This is a genomic window from Collimonas humicola, from assembly GCF_018304945.1.
GTDB classification, from domain to species: Bacteria; Pseudomonadota; Gammaproteobacteria; order Burkholderiales; family Burkholderiaceae_D; genus Collimonas; species Collimonas humicola.
The window spans coordinates 936386-952334 of the sequence record NZ_JAGQEE010000001.1; the positions used below are offsets into that span (position 1 = coordinate 936386).

Consider the following 15949-nt stretch of genomic DNA (forward strand, 5'->3'; position numbering starts at 1 on the left):
TAGTTCTTTCAATGTCCTTCAATATCCTTCAATAGGTTAATTAGGTTATCAACCCCAAGTCGGAAAGGTAAAAGCCATGACAAGCCTGAACATCAACGGCAAACAACACGATATCGATCTGCCCGAAGACACCCCGCTGCTGTGGACCCTGCGCGACCACGTCGGCCTGACCGGCACCAAGTTCGGCTGCGGCATGGCCCTGTGCGGCGCTTGCACCGTGCATCTGGACGGCGAGCCGATCCGCTCATGCATCACACCGATCAGCGCCGCTGCCGGCAAAAAAGTCACAACCATCGAAGCAATGGCCGAAGACAAGGTAGGCCATGCGGTACAGCAAGCCTGGATTGCCCTGGGCGTGCCGCAATGCGGCTATTGCCAGGCCGGCCAGATCATGTCCGCCACCGCCCTGCTGAAAACCACCGCCAAGCCGACCGACAAGCAAATCGACGACGCTATGAGCGGCAATATCTGCCGTTGCGGCACCTACACCCGGATTCGCGCAGCCATCAAGCAGGTCGCGGATAAAGGAGCTGCCAAATGAGCGCCGCTTTCGATTTCGATAAAGATAGCGCTAACACCAATGCTGGCGATGGCAAGACGCCTGCGGTCGCCTCCATGAGCCGCCGCACCTGGCTTAAGGGCGTCGGCGCGTTTACCGGACTGGCGCTGACGGTCGGCGTCAACGGCCTGGTCAGCGCCGCCGACGCCGCCGCGCCCGCCAAAAAATACGGCGGCGCCGGCATGCCGGGCGGCACCGTCAACGATCCGCTGATTTTCGTCGCCATCGGCGCCGACGGCATCGTCAGCATCATCGCCCACCGTTCCGAAATGGGACAAGGCATCCGCACCAGCCTGCCGCTGGTGGTGGCCGACGAGCTCGACGCCGACTGGGGCCGCGTACGCGTGGTGCAAGCCAATGCCGACGAAAGCCGCTACGGCAACCAGAATACCGACGGCTCGCGCAGCATGCGCCACTTCTTCACGCCGATGCGCCAGGTCGGCGCCACCGCGCGCGCGATGCTGGTGTCCGCTGCGGCGGCGCGCTGGAGCGTGCCGGAAGCGGAGATCACGACCAAGAACCATGAGGTGTGGCACGCCAAGAGCGGCCGCAAGCTGGGTTACGGCGAACTGGCGGCCGACGCCGCCAAGCTGAAAGTGCCGCCGGCAACCCAGGTGCAGCTCAAGGATCCGGCACAATTCCGCTATATCGGCAAAGACGTCTTCAACAGCGTCGATTTCCATGACATCGTCACCGGCAATACCCACTACGGCATCGATACCCGCCTCGACGGCATGCTGTATGCGGTGATCGCGCGGCCGCCGGTGTATGGCGGCAAGACAGCGAGTTTCGATAGCGCCGAGGCGCTCAAGATCCCCGGCGTGCTGCGCGTGATCGAACTGAAAGGCAGCCCGCCGCCGGCCAAGTTCAATCCGCTCGGCGGCATCGCTGTCATCGCCCGCAATACCTGGGCAGCCATCAAGGGCCGCGAAGCATTGAAGATCACCTGGGACAACGGCCCGCATGCCGGCTACGATTCCAGCGCCTTCAAGACGACTTTGCAGGAAGCCGCGCGCAAGCCGGCCAAGGTGGTGCGCAGCAACGGCGACGCCATGGCCGCGCTGGCGCAGGCCGGCAAGCGCATCGAAGCCGAGTACTACATCCCGCACCTGGCGCACGCCACCATGGAGCCGCCTGCGGCCACCGCCCGCACCGCCAACGGCAAGTGCGAAGTCTGGGCCTGCGTGCAGGATCCGCAAGCCACGCGCGACACGGTGGCGGACCGCCTGGGCTGGAAGATCGACGCCGTCAAGGTCAATGTGACCTTGCTGGGAGGCGGCTTCGGCCGCAAATCCAAGCCTGACTTCGCGGCCGAAGCGGCGCTGCTGTCGCAAGCCATGGACGGCGCGCCGGTCAAGGTCACCTGGACGCGCGAAGACGACTTGCGCCATGACTATTTCCATACCGTCTCGCTGGAGCGCCTGGAAAGCACGCTGGACGCCAAAGGCAAGCCGCTGGCCTGGCTGCACCGCACTGCCGCGCCAACCATCGCCTCCACCTTCGTCGCCGGCGCCAAGGGCGAACAGCCGGGCGAACTGGGCATGGGCGCGATCAATATCCCCTTCGTGATTCCGAATATCCGCATCGAAGCGCCCGAAGTCGAGGCCCACACGCGCATCGGCTGGTTCCGTTCGGTCTACAACATCCCGCACGCATTCGCGGTGCAGTCGTTTGTCGCCGAGCTGGCGGCGGCGGCCAAGCGCGACCACCGGGAGTTCCTGCTGGAACTGATCGGCCCGGCGCGCCAGATCAATCCGCAAGAGATGTCGGACAGCACCAACTATGGCGAATCGCCGGCCTTGTACCCGCTCGATACCGGCCGCATGCGGCAGGTGGTGGAGCTGGCCACCAAGGAAGCCGGCTGGGGCCGCAAGCTGCCCAAGGGGCATGGACTGGGCCTGGCGGTAGCCTACAGTTTCATGTCGTATGTCGCTGCGGTGATCGAAGTGGCGGTTGGCGCCGATGGCGAGATCAGCATTCCGCGGGTCGACATGGCGATCGATTGCGGCCCGCAGATCACGCCGGACCGCATCCGCTCGCAAGTCGAAGGCGCCTGCATCATGGGCCTGAGCCTGGCGATGACGGGGGAAATCACCTTCAAGAACGGCAGCGCGGAGCAAGGCAATTTCCATGAGTACGAAGTGCTGCGCGCCTTTAGCGCCCCGCGCGACCTGCGGGTGCACATGGTGCCGCACAAATACGACATGCCTCTCGGCGGCGTCGGCGAGCCGGGCACGCCGCCCATCGCGCCGGCCCTGTGCAACGCCATTTTCGCGGCGACCGGCAAGCGCATCCGCAACCTGCCGATCCGGGACCAGCTGAAAAAGAGCTGATTCAAGAGCCGACGCAAGGGCCGGCTCAAGAGCCGATCCCTGCCGGCTTGAAAAACGGCCATGCGGCTTGTCGCGCATGGCCGTTTTACCTTATCCGTTCAGTCGAGTTTCTGCGCGGCCACGAGTACGCCGTCGGCATCGGCATAGATCCAGGCGCCGGGCGCGATGGTCACGCCGGCGATCGAGACGCTGATGTCGCGCTCCCCTACTCCCTTGCGGACACTGCGTTGCGGGTGCAGCGCCAATGCGCGAACGCCGATATCGCAGGCATTGAGCTCCGCCGAATCGCGTACGCAGCCGTTGACGATGATGCCGGCCCAGCCGTTTTTCTGCGCCAGCACGCCGAGGTTGCCGCCGACCAGCGCGCAACGCAGGCTGCCGCCGCCGTCGACCACCAGCACCTGGCCGTCGCCGGCGGTTTCCAGCGTGCTGCGCACCAGCACATTGTCTTCATGTACCTTGAGGGTGCGCGCCGGACCGCAAAACGCCTGGCGCTTGCCGAGAGAAATGAACACCGGCGGCAATACCGCCAGGGCGGCGCTGCCGAGCTTGTCTTCGTTGGCGTCGCACAGATCACAGGTGGCGAAAGTCATTGCATCTCCGTTGCAGGCGGTGTTGTTCAGGTTGGTTCTTCGGGCGGCTCGGCCGAAAATGTCAGGCCGCCGAATTTCTTGACACTATACATCCGCTTGTCGGCGACTTTCAACAAGGTTTCCAGATCAAGGCCGTCGGCCGGATACAGCGCACCGCCGATGGATGCGCCGATCTGGCAGTGGTCGCCGTTGGTCATCAGGATCGGCTTGTTGAGCACCGCATAGATTTTTTCCGATATCGCCAGCGCCGATTCCTCATCCGCCACGCCCGGCAGGTAAACGATGAATTCATCGCCGCCGAAACGCGCTACTTCATCCTCTTTGCGCAAGGCGTTCTGCAGACGCAGGCCGACTTCGATCAGGACCCGGTCGCCTTCATCGTGACCATAGTGATCGTTGACCTGCTTGAACTTGTCCAGGTCGACGAACAGCACCGCAAACCGGAACAGCTGCGGCTCGACGTCGGTGCGGCGGCGAAATTCGATTTGCGCAATCAGCGAATCGCGGTTCAGCAGGCTGGTCAGGCGGTCGGTGCGCAGATGGCGTTCCATCTCCTGAAAGCTTTCGGCCAGTTCGCCGATCTCGTCCTTGCGGTCGATATTCAGCTTGGCAAACGGCCGCCCGCTGCCTATGCTGCGCACCGCCAGCGTCAGCTTGCGGATATCGCGCAAGGCCCAGCGCAAGATCCCGTAGCCGGCCAGCAAAGCCAGCAGGATCACCAGCAGGCCGAGATACAGGCTTTTGTAGACGCTGGAGTTGATCGCGCCCCAGAAATCGGAGCGCGGCAAAGCCACCACCGCGACCCATTCCAGTCCGGCTGCATCGCGATGCAGCTGCGCGGCCACCTCGATCTGTCCGGAGGCGCTGGGAAAGGCGCCAATGATCAGCTTGCCTGGCTTGGGCGGATTGAGCGTCGAGGGAATGACCGGGTCGATGATCGGCGCCACCCCGGGGTGCTTCTGCAGATAGGTTTGCACCAGCTGCCAGCTTTGGCGCATGAACGGCGAAGCGATGCCCGTGAGCCCGTTCCTGACGCGCAGGCTCTTGCCGCTGGCATCAGGGATGAAGACATTTTCGCCATTGGAAGCGGCAACCAGGTCGCCATTGCGCTCGGCAATATAGGCCACGCCATTCCTGTCCATCGGCAGCGCCTGCAGGTATTCCCGCAGCGGTTTCAGCGACAGTTCCCTCGCGACCACGCCGATCAGATCGCGGCTGGCGTCAAACACCGGCCGCGCCAGCATCAGGACCGGCTCGTTGCTGGCGGCCTCGACAAACACCGGCGACCAGGCATCTTTTTTCTGGCTGACGGCATTCAGGTACCAGCTTTGCGCGCGCGGCTCGTACTCTTCCGTCTCCAGGAAGGTCATTTCAACTGCCGGGCCGCGACTGCGATATAAATGGCTGGGCTCGTCGCCGGCGCCTCTCAGTCGGACCCGGAATTCATTGGCGGCAGTGCGGCGGATGCCGACGAAATGCCCGTCCGTGCCGGCAAAACCGATAAAGCCGCCGACCGCCGGAAACAGGCCGCTGGCAATCCACATGCGTTCTTCCAGCCTGCGCACATTGGCAGGAAACGGAATCGGCGTCGGCGTCTTGTCGGCGGCATCGGCGACTTGATCGGGCGCGACTACCCGCAACGCCGCGCCGGCGTCGAAAAGTTGCCTGTTGATTGCACTGTTGATGCCTCCCATCATGTCTGCCAGGACCTTTACCGATAACGCATCGGTAGCATCCTGGCCAGCCTGATAAAGAAGCCAGCCGACTGACACGGCCAGACATAACAATAGCGCTGCAAACGGCAAAATGAATAAGCGTTGCAGTGAAGTTCGCTTCAAAATTGCCTCGAAATAACACAAGAATCGGCAATATCCGACTTAAAGAAACTACTCCTGCACCTTGGCGTTACCAACACGAATGCTGCTTTCCAGCAGATTTAGATGCACAATTTATAACATTCGATTATTACAGCACCAAGACAGCAGTGTAAACGGCATCAATCCGAAAAAAGGCCACACGGCGACGCCATGTGACCTTTATAAAGCAACAGGATGAAGCTTGTTGCGATTTTACTCTTTTGCGCCTGCGAAATTCAGGCTTAAGTTGTTACTTTGAAAACTATATCACCATTGTTAACATTTACATGAACAATGTCCTTAGGACCGAATTTCCCCTCCAGGATCAATTTCGACAGCGGGTTTTCTATCTGCTGCTGAATCGCCCGCTTCAGCGGCCGCGCCCCATACACCGGATCGAAACCAGCCTCGGCGATTTTCTGCAGGCCGGCTTCCGAGATTTCCAGGCCCATGTCCATTTTCGCCAGGCGTTGCTCCAGTATCTTCAGCTGGATCAGGGCGATCGCACCGATGTTTTTCTCGTCGAGCGCATGGAACACCACGATTTCATCGATACGGTTGATAAACTCCGGACGGAAATGGTTCCTTACTTCTGCCATTACTTCCATTTTCACCACCGCCGGATCGCTGCCTTCCATCGCCTGGATCCGGTGCGAACCGAGATTCGATGTCATGACGATAACCGTATTCTTGAAATCCACGGTGCGGCCTTGGCCATCGGTCATACGGCCGTCGTCCAATACCTGCAGCAGCACGTTGAACACGTCCGGATGGGCTTTTTCAATCTCATCGAGCAAGATCACGCTGTAGGGCTTGCGCCGCACCAGTTCGGTCAGATAACCGCCCTCCTCGTAGCCGACATAGCCCGGCGGTGCGCCGATCAGGCGGGCCACCGAATGCTTCTCCATGAATTCGCTCATGTCGATGCGGATCATCGAATCGGCGCTGTCGAACAGGAAGCTGGCCAGCGCCTTGCACAACTCGGTCTTGCCGACGCCGGTGGGGCCCAGGAACATGAAGGAACCGTAGGGCCGGTCAGGATCGCTCAGGCCGGCACGCGAACGGCGGATGGCGTCCGAGACGGCGACGATGGCCTCGTCCTGGCCAACCACGCGGCGATGCAGTTCCGCCTCCATATTGACCAGCTTTTCGCGCTCGCCCTGCAGCATCTTCGACACCGGGATGCCGGTGATGCGCGATACGATCTCGGCGATTTCGTCGGCGCCGACCTGGGTCCGCACCAGCTGCGGCTTGCCTTCGGGATCCGGGTGCTGCACAGCCAGCGCATCCTGCTTCGACTGCGCCTCCAGCGCTTTCTCCAGTTCGTTGAGCTTGCCGTATTTCAGCTCAGATACCTTTTGCCAGTCGCTGTTGCGGGTCGCCTCGTCGATCTGCAGGCGCAGCTTCTCGATTTCCTCTTTCAGATGCTTGCTGCCCTGGGCGTTGGCTTTCTCCGATTTCCAGATTTCTTCCAGGTCGGCATATTCGCGCGACAGCTTCTCGATTTCCTCTTCGATCAGGGTGAAGCGTTTTTGCGACGCTTCGTCTTTCTCGCGGCGCACGGCCTCGCGCTCGATCTTGAGCTGGATCAAGCGCCGATCGAGCTTGTCCATCACCTCCGGCTTGGAGTCGATTTCAATCTTGATCTTGGCTGCCGCTTCATCGATCAGGTCGATCGCCTTGTCGGGCAGGAAACGGTCGGTGATGTAGCGATGCGACAATTCCGCCGCCGCGACGATTGCCGGATCGGTGATTTCCACGCCGTGATGGACTTCGTATTTTTCCTGCAAGCCGCGCAGGATCGCAATCGTGGCTTCGACGCTAGGCTCGTCCACCAGGATTTTCTGGAAACGGCGTTCCAGCGCCGCATCCTTTTCGATGTATTTGCGATACTCGTCCAAGGTGGTGGCGCCGACGCAATGCAGCTCGCCGCGCGCCAGCGCCGGCTTCAGCATATTGCCGGCATCCATCGCGCCTTCCGCCTTGCCGGCGCCGACCATGGTGTGCAGCTCGTCGATGAAGACAATGGTCTGGCCTTCGTCCTTGGCAATTTCCTTCAATACCGCTTTCAGGCGTTCTTCGAACTCGCCGCGGAATTTCGCACCGGCCAGCAAGGACGCCATGTCGAGCGACAAGACGCGCTTGGATTTCAGGCTGTCAGGCACTTCGCCATTCACAATGCGTTGCGCCAGGCCTTCCACGATCGCGGTCTTGCCGACGCCGGGTTCGCCGATCAGCACCGGATTATTCTTGCTGCGGCGCTGCAGGATCTGGATCGCGCGGCGGATTTCATCGTCCCGGCCGATCACCGGATCGAGCTTGCCGAGGCGCGCCCGTTCGGTCAGGTCCAGCGTGTATTTCTTCAAGGCTTCGCGCTGCCCTTCGCCATCCTGCGAAGCGACATTGGCGCCGCCGCGCACTGCGGTAATGGCCGCTTCCAGCGCCTTGCGCGTGAGGCCGTTTTCGCGCGCCAGACGGCCTGCATCGGATTTATCGTCGAGCAGGGCCAGCAGCAGCATTTCGCTGGCGATGAACTGATCGCCGCGTTTTTGCGCTTCCTTGTCGGCCAGGTTGAGCAAAGCCAGCAGCTCGCGGCCGATCTGCACTTCGCCGCCGCTGCCGCTGACCTTGGGCAGACGGCCTAGCGCAGCCTTGAGCCCGGCGCCCAGCGCCGCCACGTTGACGCCGGCGCGCTGCAACAGCGAAGTGGCGCTGCCATCGTCCTGGTTCAGCAACGCGATCAAGGCATGCACCGGATCTATATATTGATTATCGTTACCGACCGCCTGGCTCTGCGCGTCGGCAATCGCTTCCTGCAACTTCGTGGTTAATTTATCGAAACGCATGGTTCCTCCAAAATATCTGATAGATAGAAAATTGGGACATGCTGGCTGATTTCAAGCGCGCGCTGGCAAACTAAGTATGGTCCAGGAACCAGCCATATTCGCCATGTTGCAGCAACGCCATCGATTCGGCTGAAAAGGTGGAAAAAGTGGAAAAAATGATCAGGCCGCCAAGCAAGCCGGCTATCACCGGCAAGCGCCATTCCACAGGCAGTGCGGGTGCGATTCCAACGCCCTCGCTGCCAGGCCTGTCAGCTCATTTCTTGCTTTCACGCATAGGCAAAGGCAAGCTGTCCTGCTCCCACTTGGCGAGCGCTTCGTCGTCGCTGCTGCGCGCGTCGACCCAGCGCGCGCCTTGCTCGGTGTGCTCTTTCTTCCAGAACGGCGCTTCGGTCTTGAGGTAGTCGATAATGAATTCGCAGGCGGCGAAGGCGTCGCCGCGATGCGCCGAGGCGACCGCCACCAGCACGATCTGGTCCTGCGGCAGCAAGGGGCCGATGCGGTGTATCACCAGCGCGTCGAAAATTTCCCAGCGCTGCTTGGCCTGGGCGACGATAGCGGCCAGCGCCTTTTCGGTCATGCCGGGATAATGCTCAAGCTCCATCTGGGCGACGCTGCTGCCGTCGTTCAGATCGCGCACGGTGCCCAGAAAACTGACAACGGCGCCAATCCGGGGATTGCCCAGCCGCAGTTGCGCCAGTTCGGCGGCGAAATCGAAATCTTCAGTCTGGACGCGGATTGGCATAGTCAGTACCTCATTGCCGGCAATATATCAGCCGCCGGTGACCGGCGGGAAAAATGCGACTTCGCCACCGTCGGTAACGACAGTATCGGGGTGCGCCAACTCTTGATTGAAAGCCATCCGCAGCGCGCGGCCGTCCGCCAGCGCTTCGGCCCAAACGCCGCCGCGGGCGCGCAAATGCGCGCGCACAGCGCCAACGGTAGTCACCGGCTCCGGCAACTCCAGCACTTCCTGCGACAGCTTGAGCGTCTCGCGCAGGCTGGCAAAAAAACGCAGTTCGATTTTCATTGCATTCTCGTTATTGATCAGTCTCAGCCGGCTAACTGCTTATTGCAGTAGAGCAGAAAACGGCAGGAAGCGCAGCATGTCGCCGCGGGTAATCGTTTGTCCGGCCGGATTGTCGACCAGGCCATCGCTCCAGACGGCAGAAGTCAGCACCCCGGAGCCCTGATGCGGGAACAGATCCAGGCCGCCGTTGGCATTGATTCTTGCGCGCAGGAATTCCTGGCGGCGGTCGGCCTTGGGCCAGTCGAAATCGGCGCGCATGGCCAGCGCCTGCGGCGCCGCAGCGTCCGCCGCCACGCCTTGCTGGCGCAAGATGAAGGGCCGCACGAAGATCAGGAAGGTGACGAAACTGGAAACCGGATTGCCCGGCAAGCCGATAAAGAAAGCGTTGCCGCCAGCGGTGCGGCGCACCTCGCCGAAGGCCAGCGGCTTGCCAGGCTTCATCGCGATTTGCCACATGTTAAGGCGTCCTTCTGCTTCCACCGCCGGCTTCACATGGTCTTCTTCGCCCACCGAGACGCCGCCCGAAGTCAGGATCAGATCATGTTCCTGCGCTGCGCGCCGCAACGCTTCGCGGGTAGCTTCCAGGTTGTCCGGCACGATGCCGTAGTCGGTAATCTGGCAACCGAGATTTTCCAGCAAACCGCGCAGGACGAAACGATTGGAATTATAGATAGCGCCCGGCTTCAACGGCTGGCCGGGCATGGCCAGTTCATCGCCGGTGAAAAACATCGCCACCCGCAGCTTACGCAGCACCGGCAACCTTTCCAGGCCTACCGATGCCGCCAGGCCAAGATCCTGCGGCCGCAGGCGCGTGCCGGCCGCCAGGATCACGCTGCCGCTCCGGATATCCTCGCCGGCGCGGCGCACCCATTCGCCGGCTTTCGGCGCGTGCCTGATCACCACCGCATCGCCGTCGGCTTCGCACATTTCCTGCATGACCACGGCGTCGGCGCCGGCCGGAATCATGGCGCCGGTAAAGATCCGCGCCGCGCTGCCAACCGCCAGCGGCGCGCCGACGTGTCCGGCCGGAATTCTTTGCGATACCGGCAAGCGCGCCGCGCCGCTGGCGCAATCGGCGGCGCGCACCGCGTAGCCGTCCATTTGCGTGTTGTCCGCCGGCGGCACATTGAGCTGCGAAGTCTGGGCGACGGCCAGCACCCGGCCGTTCGCTTCCAGCGTCGGCACCAGTTCGGCCGCGGCGCTGTCGAGCAGCGGGCGGTCGGCGGCCAGCAGCAGCGCCAGGGCTTCGGCGACAGTTAACATCGATGGCTTTTGCATCATTTTCTCTACCGCTTTCGTTGCGCTTACAGGCCGGTGTGAGTGGCGATGAAGCTCTTGACCTGGGCGACGTCGGCCGCCATCACTTCAAAACGCTGCGGCAGCGCTTCAATGTTTTCAAAACCGGCCGGCCGTTGCGCATCGCGCCCCAATGCTTCGCGGATGGCTTCGTTGAACTTGGCCGGCAAGGCGGTCTCCAGCACAATCATCGGCACGCCCGGCACCATGTATTCACGCGCGACCTTGACGCCGTCGGCGGTATGGGTATCGATGGTGACGTTGTAGCGTTGCTGGATATCGCGGATGGTGGCTAGCCGGTCCTGGTGCGTGGATTTGCCGGACTGGAAGCCGAAACGGCCGATCCGGGTGAATTCGTCGCCATCGCTGCCGGGGCCGCCTGCCAGGCTGAACCCGCCTTCGGTCTCGACCTTGTGGAACAAGGCGCGCACGCGTTCGCTGTCGCCGTCCAGCAGGTCGTGGATGAAACGCTCGAAATTGGAGGCCTTGCTGATATCCATGCTCGGGCTGCTGGTGTGGTAAGTCTCGGCCGACTTGCGCACGCGGTAGATGCCGGTGCGGAAAAACTCGTCGAGCACGTCATTCTCGTTGGTGGCCGCCACCAGCTTGTCGATCGGCAGGCCCATCATGCGCGCGATGTGGCCGGCGCAGATATTGCCGAAATTGCCCGAGGGGACAGTGAACGATACTTTCTGTTCATTGCTGGTGGTCGCGCTGAGGTAACCGCGGAAGTAGTACACCACCTGCGCCACCACGCGCGCCCAATTGATCGAATTGACCGTGCCGATTTTCTGGCTGGCCTTGAAGGCGTGGTCATTCGATACCGCTTTCACCATATCCTGGCAATCGTCGAACACGCCTTCGACCGCGATATTGAAAATGTTCGGATCCTGCAGGCTGAACATTTGCGCGGTCTGGAATGCGCTCATCTTCTTGTGCGGCGACAGCATGAACACACGGATGCCTTTTTTGCCGCGCATCGCATATTCCGCGGCGCTGCCGGTATCGCCGGAAGTGGCGCCGAAGATGTTCAGCTTGGCGTCGTTCTTGGCCAGGGTGTATTCGAACAGGTTGCCGAGCAATTGCATCGCCATGTCCTTGAAGGCCAGCGTCGGGCCGTTCGACAAGGCTTGCAGCAGCAGCTTGCAGCCGTCTTTTTCTTCCAGCACGCTGAGCGGCGTGATCTGCCCTGCATCCTCGCCTGCCCGCACATTGCGGTAGACCTCGGCGGTGTAGGTCTGGTGCGCCAGCTTACGCAGATCGGCCTGCGGCACATCGGTGGCGAACTTCTTCAGCACTTCGAACGCCAGGTCGGCGTAGGACAGCGTGCGCCAGTGGTCCAGTTCGGCTGAGGTAACTTGCGGATATTCGGCCGGCAGATACAGGCCGCCATCCGGCGCCAGGCCGCCTAACAGGATCTCGGAAAAGTTTTGTGCGGCTGCGTGGCCGCGAGTCGAAACATAATGCATAGTGTGGATGGCGTAGGTAATTGGCGGATGAAGATGGGCTGCTGCATGCATTATAGCGTCCGCTACCCTGCTGCTGTCAGCTTTGGCGGCGCAGGCGGGATAGTCCGGGCTTATTTTTTCTTCCAGTAGTTGCCGCTCTCTTCGTAGCATTCGACGCTGAGGTCGGCGACTTTCGCTTCCATATGGGCTTGCGCATCGGCGATCGCCTGGTTGTAGATGGCCGGGCCGATCACCTGCAGGCAGAAATCGAGCAGCATGGCAGCCTTCAGGTCGCCGATAGGCTCTTCCATGTTTTCCTTGAAGTAGCGCTGAATGGCGCCGGCCAGGTCTTTCTGTTCCGCTTGCTGCAATTTGATCGCCACTGCTTTGGTCCTTGTCTGTTGTACATCATCAAAGCGCGCCAGCAATGCCTGCGCTTTTTGGGAAACCCATAAATGTACACCAAGCCCTGGCCGGCCGTTATCACTACACCAATATACTTGGCGTACGCGCCATTCATAAAAGATACAAATCCTCGCTGCAGCCTTATTGCCACGCTGATACAATGTCACACTTAGTATTCAGGCATTTTGCATGCCTGAGAGCCTGCACATCTTTCAATTGCTATGACACCTCCACTAACTACTCCATCAGCCGAACTGGTCAACAGCGCGGCCATGCCCGATGAGCACCCGATGTCGGGCAGCCTGTTCATGGTGGTCGCCCCGTCCGGCGCCGGCAAATCGACGCTGGTGAATGCGCTGCTGGCGCAAGAGCAAACGATCAAACTATCGATCTCCTACACCACGCGGCCGCCGCGCCCGGGTGAACAGGATGGCCGCGAATACCACTTCACCACGGTGGAAGACTTCCGCTCCCGCCATAAGCAGGGTGAATTCCTGGAGTGGGCCGAAGTGCACACCAATTACTACGGCACCTCGCGCCTGGCGATCGCCGAGCAGATGCAATCCGGCACCGATGTTTTGCTGGAGATCGACTGGCAAGGCGCGCAGCAGGTCAAGAAGCAATTCCCGCATGCGGTCGGCATTTTCATCCTGCCGCCATCGATCGCGGCATTGGAAGAACGCCTGAAAAAGCGCGGCCAGGACGAACCGCAGGTCATCACGCGGCGGATTCTTGCCGCCGGCGGCGAAATCGCGCACGCCCCTGAGTTTGAATATGTTATTATTAATCAAGAGTTTGCATCTGCTCTGTCGGAATTAACAGCGATTGTCAAAGCTACTCGCTGCCGCTTTTCGCAACAGGCAGTGCGAAACGCGTCTTTATTTGCCCAATTGGGCATCCACGCAAATTTAAGTTAATATTTAGCCAACTGGTATTAAGCCACCAATTGGCAGTACCGCATTCTGGAGAATTTTATGGCCCGCATCACTATCGAAGATTGTCTGAAACAGATCCCTAACCGTTTTCAACTGACGCTGTCCGCGACTTATCGCGCACGCCAGCTGTTGCAAGGCCACACAGCGAAGATCGACGCCAAGGACAAGCCGACCGTGATCGCCCTGCGCGAAATCGCTGCCGGCAAGATCGGCATTGAAATGCTCAAGAAGGTACCTGGTTAATTTTGATGAATTGAGGGCAGCGTTGTTACGTAACTGATGCGGTACGCCTTGGCGACTTCACGACTCTGTCCTGCAATTGATAAAACTCATGCGGCTGCTATCGACCAAGTATGAACCTGACATCTCCGGATTCAAGCATGTCATCAGCCGCAACCACAAAAAAACGGGCGGCCTCCCCCCGCTCAGCCAGAAAACCTGCTAATACGCCCCCCTTGCCAGATCCTCAGCCCGCCCTCCAGCCCGGCGTCGCCTCGATTACGCACCTGACCACCAAGCTTGCCGAATACCTGACCCCAGCCGAGCTGAAGAAGGTCAAGGAAGCCTATCGCTTTTCGGATGAAATGCATCTGGGTCAGATGCGCAAATCCGGCGAACCCTATATTTCACACCCGATTGCCGTCGCCGAAATCTGCGCCGACTGGAAGCTGGACGCGCAAGCCATCATGGCCGCCCTGCTGCACGATGTCATGGAAGACCAGGACGTCAAGAAGGACGAGCTGATCGAACGCTTCGGCGCGCCGGTGGCGACCCTGGTCGATGGCCTCTCCAAGCTGGACAAGATCGAATTCCAGAGCCAGATCGAGGCACAGGCCGAGAATTTCCGCAAGATGCTGCTGGCGATGGCGCGCGACGTCCGCGTGATCCTGGTCAAGCTGGCCGACCGCCTGCACAATATGCGCACGCTGGGCGTGATGATCCCGGAAAAGAAACGCCGCATCGCGCGCGAGACCATGGAGGTCTACATTCCGATCGCGCATCGGCTTGGGCTCAACAATATCTACCGCGAACTGCAGGAACTGGCGTTCTCGCACCTGTATCCGCTGCGGCACCGCACCCTGGCGAAAGCGGTCAAGGCGGCACGCGGCAACCGCCGCGAAGTCGTCAGCAAGATCCTGGAATCGGTCAGCACCACGCTGGCCGCCACCGGCATCAACGCGCAGATAGACGGCCGCGAGAAAAGCCTGTTCGGCATCTATCGCAAGATGCACAACAAGCACCTGTCGTTTTCCCAGGTGCTGGACGTGTACGGCTTCCGCATCGTGGTCGACACCTTCGCCAACTGCTACCTGGCGCTCGGCACCCTGCACGCGCTGTACAAGCCGATGCCGGGCAAGTTCAAGGATTACATCGCGATTCCCAAACTGAACGGCTACCAGTCGCTGCACACCACCCTGATCGGCCCTTACGGTACGCCGGTCGAATTCCAGATCCGCACCCAGGACATGCACCGCGTCGCTGAATCCGGGGTTGCCGCGCACTGGCTGTACAAGGACGAAGAAGGCAACCTGAGCGACCTGCAGCAGCGCACCCACGCCTGGCTGCAGTCGCTGCTGGATATCCAGAAGCAGACCGGCGATTCGGCCGAGTTCCTGGAACACGTCAAGGTCGACCTGTTCCCCGATTCGGTCTACGTATTCACGCCGAAATCGAAGATCATCGCCCTGCCGCGCGGCGCCACCGCGCTGGATTTTGCCTACACCATCCATACCGACGTAGGCGACCAGACCATCGCCGCCAAGATCAACCACGAACCGGCGCCGCTGCGCACCGAACTGCATAACGGCGACATCGTTGAAATCATCACCTCGACCAGCTCGCGCCCCAGCCCCAACTGGCTCAGCTTCGTACGCACCGGCAAGGCGCGCTCGGCCATCCGCCATCACCTGCGCACCATCAACCTGGGCGAATCGGTAGAACTGGGCAAACGCTTGCTGTCGCAAGCCCTGGCCACGCTCAACCTCAATCCGGCGCTGGCGCCGGTGGTGGTCGACCGCCTGCTGAACGAATCCAGCGCCAAATCGCTGGATGAAATCTACGCCGACATCGGCGTCGGCAAGCGCATGGCGACCCTGGTGGCGCGCCATATCATGGGCTTGCTGGAAAACGAACCTTTACAGACGCCGCTGCTCGACATGGACGGCGTCAGCGCGCCGGCCAAAATGGATCCGGTGGTGATCTACGGCAGCGAAGGCATCTCGGTGCAGCTATCGCCATGCTGCCAGCCGATTCCCGGCGACCACATCACCGGCCAGCTGAAGCGCGACCAGGGACTGGTAGTGCATGCGGAGGACTGCAACATCGCCAAGCGCCAGCGCAACAAGGATCCGGACCGCTGGATTGAAGTGCTGTGGGGCGAGGACCTGAACCGCCGCTTCGACTGCCGCATCAAGGTGCTGGTCCATAACGACAAAGGCATCCTGGCGCGGGTAGCGGCTGAAATTGGCGATTCCGACGCCAACATCATCTATGTCAACATGGACGATGACAAGGACCAGCTGATGACGCAGCTGGTGTTCACCATCCAGGTAGAAGACCGGGTGCACCTGGCGCGCCTGATGCGCAATGTGCGCCGCATCCGCGGCGTCACCAGGATCTTGCGCGACCGTAACTGATAGTCCTGATGGACC

General features: G+C 60.9%; 14 protein-coding genes. 5 read left to right on the forward strand and 9 right to left on the reverse strand.

What is annotated here, in order from left to right:
* Positions 1-76 precede the first annotated feature (76 nt).
* Complete coding sequence (locus tag KHU30_RS04190) at positions 77-541, forward strand: (2Fe-2S)-binding protein (RefSeq protein ID WP_211441357.1); 465 nt, start codon at positions 77-79, stop codon at positions 539-541.
* Positions 538-2892, forward strand: a complete 2355-nt coding sequence (locus KHU30_RS04195) for a xanthine dehydrogenase family protein molybdopterin-binding subunit (protein ID WP_211441358.1) — start codon at positions 538-540, stop codon at positions 2890-2892. Before KHU30_RS04190 ends, KHU30_RS04195 begins: the two co-directional genes overlap by 4 nt.
* Positions 2893-2990: 98 nt before the next feature.
* On the opposite strand, the gene rraA is transcribed toward KHU30_RS04195, so the two are convergent.
* The 9 genes from rraA to KHU30_RS04235 all read right to left on the reverse strand — a co-directional run bounded on the left by rraA (position 2991) and on the right by KHU30_RS04235 (position 12341).
* Positions 2991-3485 (reverse strand): ribonuclease E activity regulator RraA, encoded by a 495-nt coding sequence (rraA, locus tag KHU30_RS04200; RefSeq protein WP_211441359.1) that lies wholly within the window; start codon positions 3483-3485, stop codon positions 2991-2993.
* 26 nt (positions 3486-3511) lie between these two features.
* Positions 3512-5182, reverse strand: a complete 1671-nt coding sequence (locus KHU30_RS04205; RefSeq protein ID WP_211441360.1) for a sensor domain-containing diguanylate cyclase — start codon at positions 5180-5182, stop codon at positions 3512-3514.
* 401 nt (positions 5183-5583) lie between these two features.
* Positions 5584-8187, reverse strand: a complete 2604-nt coding sequence (gene clpB / locus KHU30_RS04210; RefSeq protein ID WP_211441361.1) for an ATP-dependent chaperone ClpB — start codon at positions 8185-8187, stop codon at positions 5584-5586.
* A gap of 70 nt (positions 8188-8257) precedes the next feature.
* Positions 8258-8380 (reverse strand): CrcB family protein, encoded by a 123-nt coding sequence (locus KHU30_RS25060; protein ID WP_407928019.1) that lies wholly within the window; start codon positions 8378-8380, stop codon positions 8258-8260.
* A 60-nt stretch (positions 8381-8440) separates the two neighbouring features.
* Complete coding sequence (gene moaE / locus KHU30_RS04215) at positions 8441-8929, reverse strand: molybdopterin synthase catalytic subunit MoaE (protein ID WP_211441362.1); 489 nt, start codon at positions 8927-8929, stop codon at positions 8441-8443.
* A 27-nt stretch (positions 8930-8956) separates the two neighbouring features.
* Positions 8957-9214, reverse strand: coding sequence for a molybdopterin converting factor subunit 1 (moaD, locus tag KHU30_RS04220; RefSeq protein WP_211441363.1), 258 nt, complete (start codon positions 9212-9214; stop codon positions 8957-8959).
* 39 nt (positions 9215-9253) lie between these two features.
* Positions 9254-10477 carry a molybdopterin molybdotransferase MoeA gene (locus KHU30_RS04225; protein ID WP_211441364.1) on the reverse strand — a complete coding sequence of 408 codons (1224 nt, stop codon included), beginning with the start codon at positions 10475-10477 and terminating at the stop codon, positions 9254-9256.
* A 41-nt stretch (positions 10478-10518) separates the two neighbouring features.
* Complete coding sequence (thrC, locus tag KHU30_RS04230) at positions 10519-11979, reverse strand: threonine synthase (RefSeq protein WP_211442199.1); 1461 nt, start codon at positions 11977-11979, stop codon at positions 10519-10521.
* A 110-nt stretch (positions 11980-12089) separates the two neighbouring features.
* Complete coding sequence (locus tag KHU30_RS04235; RefSeq protein WP_211441365.1) at positions 12090-12341, reverse strand: DUF2164 domain-containing protein; 252 nt, start codon at positions 12339-12341, stop codon at positions 12090-12092.
* 294 nt (positions 12342-12635) lie between these two features.
* Between KHU30_RS04235 and gmk the strand changes: the two genes are divergently transcribed.
* The 3 genes from gmk to KHU30_RS04250 all read left to right on the forward strand — a co-directional run bounded on the left by gmk (position 12636) and on the right by KHU30_RS04250 (position 15934).
* Positions 12636-13280: a guanylate kinase gene (gene gmk / locus KHU30_RS04240; protein WP_211442200.1), complete on the forward strand. Its 645-nt coding sequence runs from the start codon at positions 12636-12638 to the stop codon at positions 13278-13280.
* A gap of 57 nt (positions 13281-13337) precedes the next feature.
* A complete protein-coding gene (gene rpoZ / locus KHU30_RS04245; RefSeq protein ID WP_092351791.1) occupies positions 13338-13541 on the forward strand; it encodes a DNA-directed RNA polymerase subunit omega in 204 nt (67 codons plus the stop codon).
* 110 nt (positions 13542-13651) lie between these two features.
* Positions 13652-15934, forward strand: a complete 2283-nt coding sequence (locus tag KHU30_RS04250) for a RelA/SpoT family protein (RefSeq protein WP_211441366.1) — start codon at positions 13652-13654, stop codon at positions 15932-15934.
* The last annotated feature ends 15 nt before the right edge of the window (positions 15935-15949 follow it).

What these genes read in the sequence shown, in the direction of transcription:
- KHU30_RS04190 (WP_211441357.1), top strand. Translation starts at nt 77, where the DNA reads ATGACAAGCCTGAACATCAACGGCAAACAACACGATATCGATCTGCCC.
- KHU30_RS04195 (WP_211441358.1), top strand. Translation starts at nt 538, where the DNA reads ATGAGCGCCGCTTTCGATTTCGATAAAGATAGCGCTAACACCAATGCT.
- rraA (WP_211441359.1), bottom strand. Translation starts at nt 3,485, where the DNA reads ATGACTTTCGCCACCTGTGATCTGTGCGACGCCAACGAAGACAAGCTC.
- KHU30_RS04205 (WP_211441360.1), bottom strand. Translation starts at nt 5,182, where the DNA reads ATGATGGGAGGCATCAACAGTGCAATCAACAGGCAACTTTTCGACGCC.
- clpB (WP_211441361.1), bottom strand. Translation starts at nt 8,187, where the DNA reads ATGCGTTTCGATAAATTAACCACGAAGTTGCAGGAAGCGATTGCCGAC.
- moaE (WP_211441362.1), bottom strand. Translation starts at nt 8,929, where the DNA reads ATGCCAATCCGCGTCCAGACTGAAGATTTCGATTTCGCCGCCGAACTG.
- moaD (WP_211441363.1), bottom strand. Translation starts at nt 9,214, where the DNA reads ATGAAAATCGAACTGCGTTTTTTTGCCAGCCTGCGCGAGACGCTCAAG.
- KHU30_RS04225 (WP_211441364.1), bottom strand. Translation starts at nt 10,477, where the DNA reads ATGTTAACTGTCGCCGAAGCCCTGGCGCTGCTGCTGGCCGCCGACCGC.
- thrC (WP_211442199.1), bottom strand. Translation starts at nt 11,979, where the DNA reads ATGCATTATGTTTCGACTCGCGGCCACGCAGCCGCACAAAACTTTTCC.
- gmk (WP_211442200.1), top strand. Translation starts at nt 12,636, where the DNA reads ATGCCCGATGAGCACCCGATGTCGGGCAGCCTGTTCATGGTGGTCGCC.
- rpoZ (WP_092351791.1), top strand. Translation starts at nt 13,338, where the DNA reads ATGGCCCGCATCACTATCGAAGATTGTCTGAAACAGATCCCTAACCGT.
- KHU30_RS04250 (WP_211441366.1), top strand. Translation starts at nt 13,652, where the DNA reads ATGAACCTGACATCTCCGGATTCAAGCATGTCATCAGCCGCAACCACA.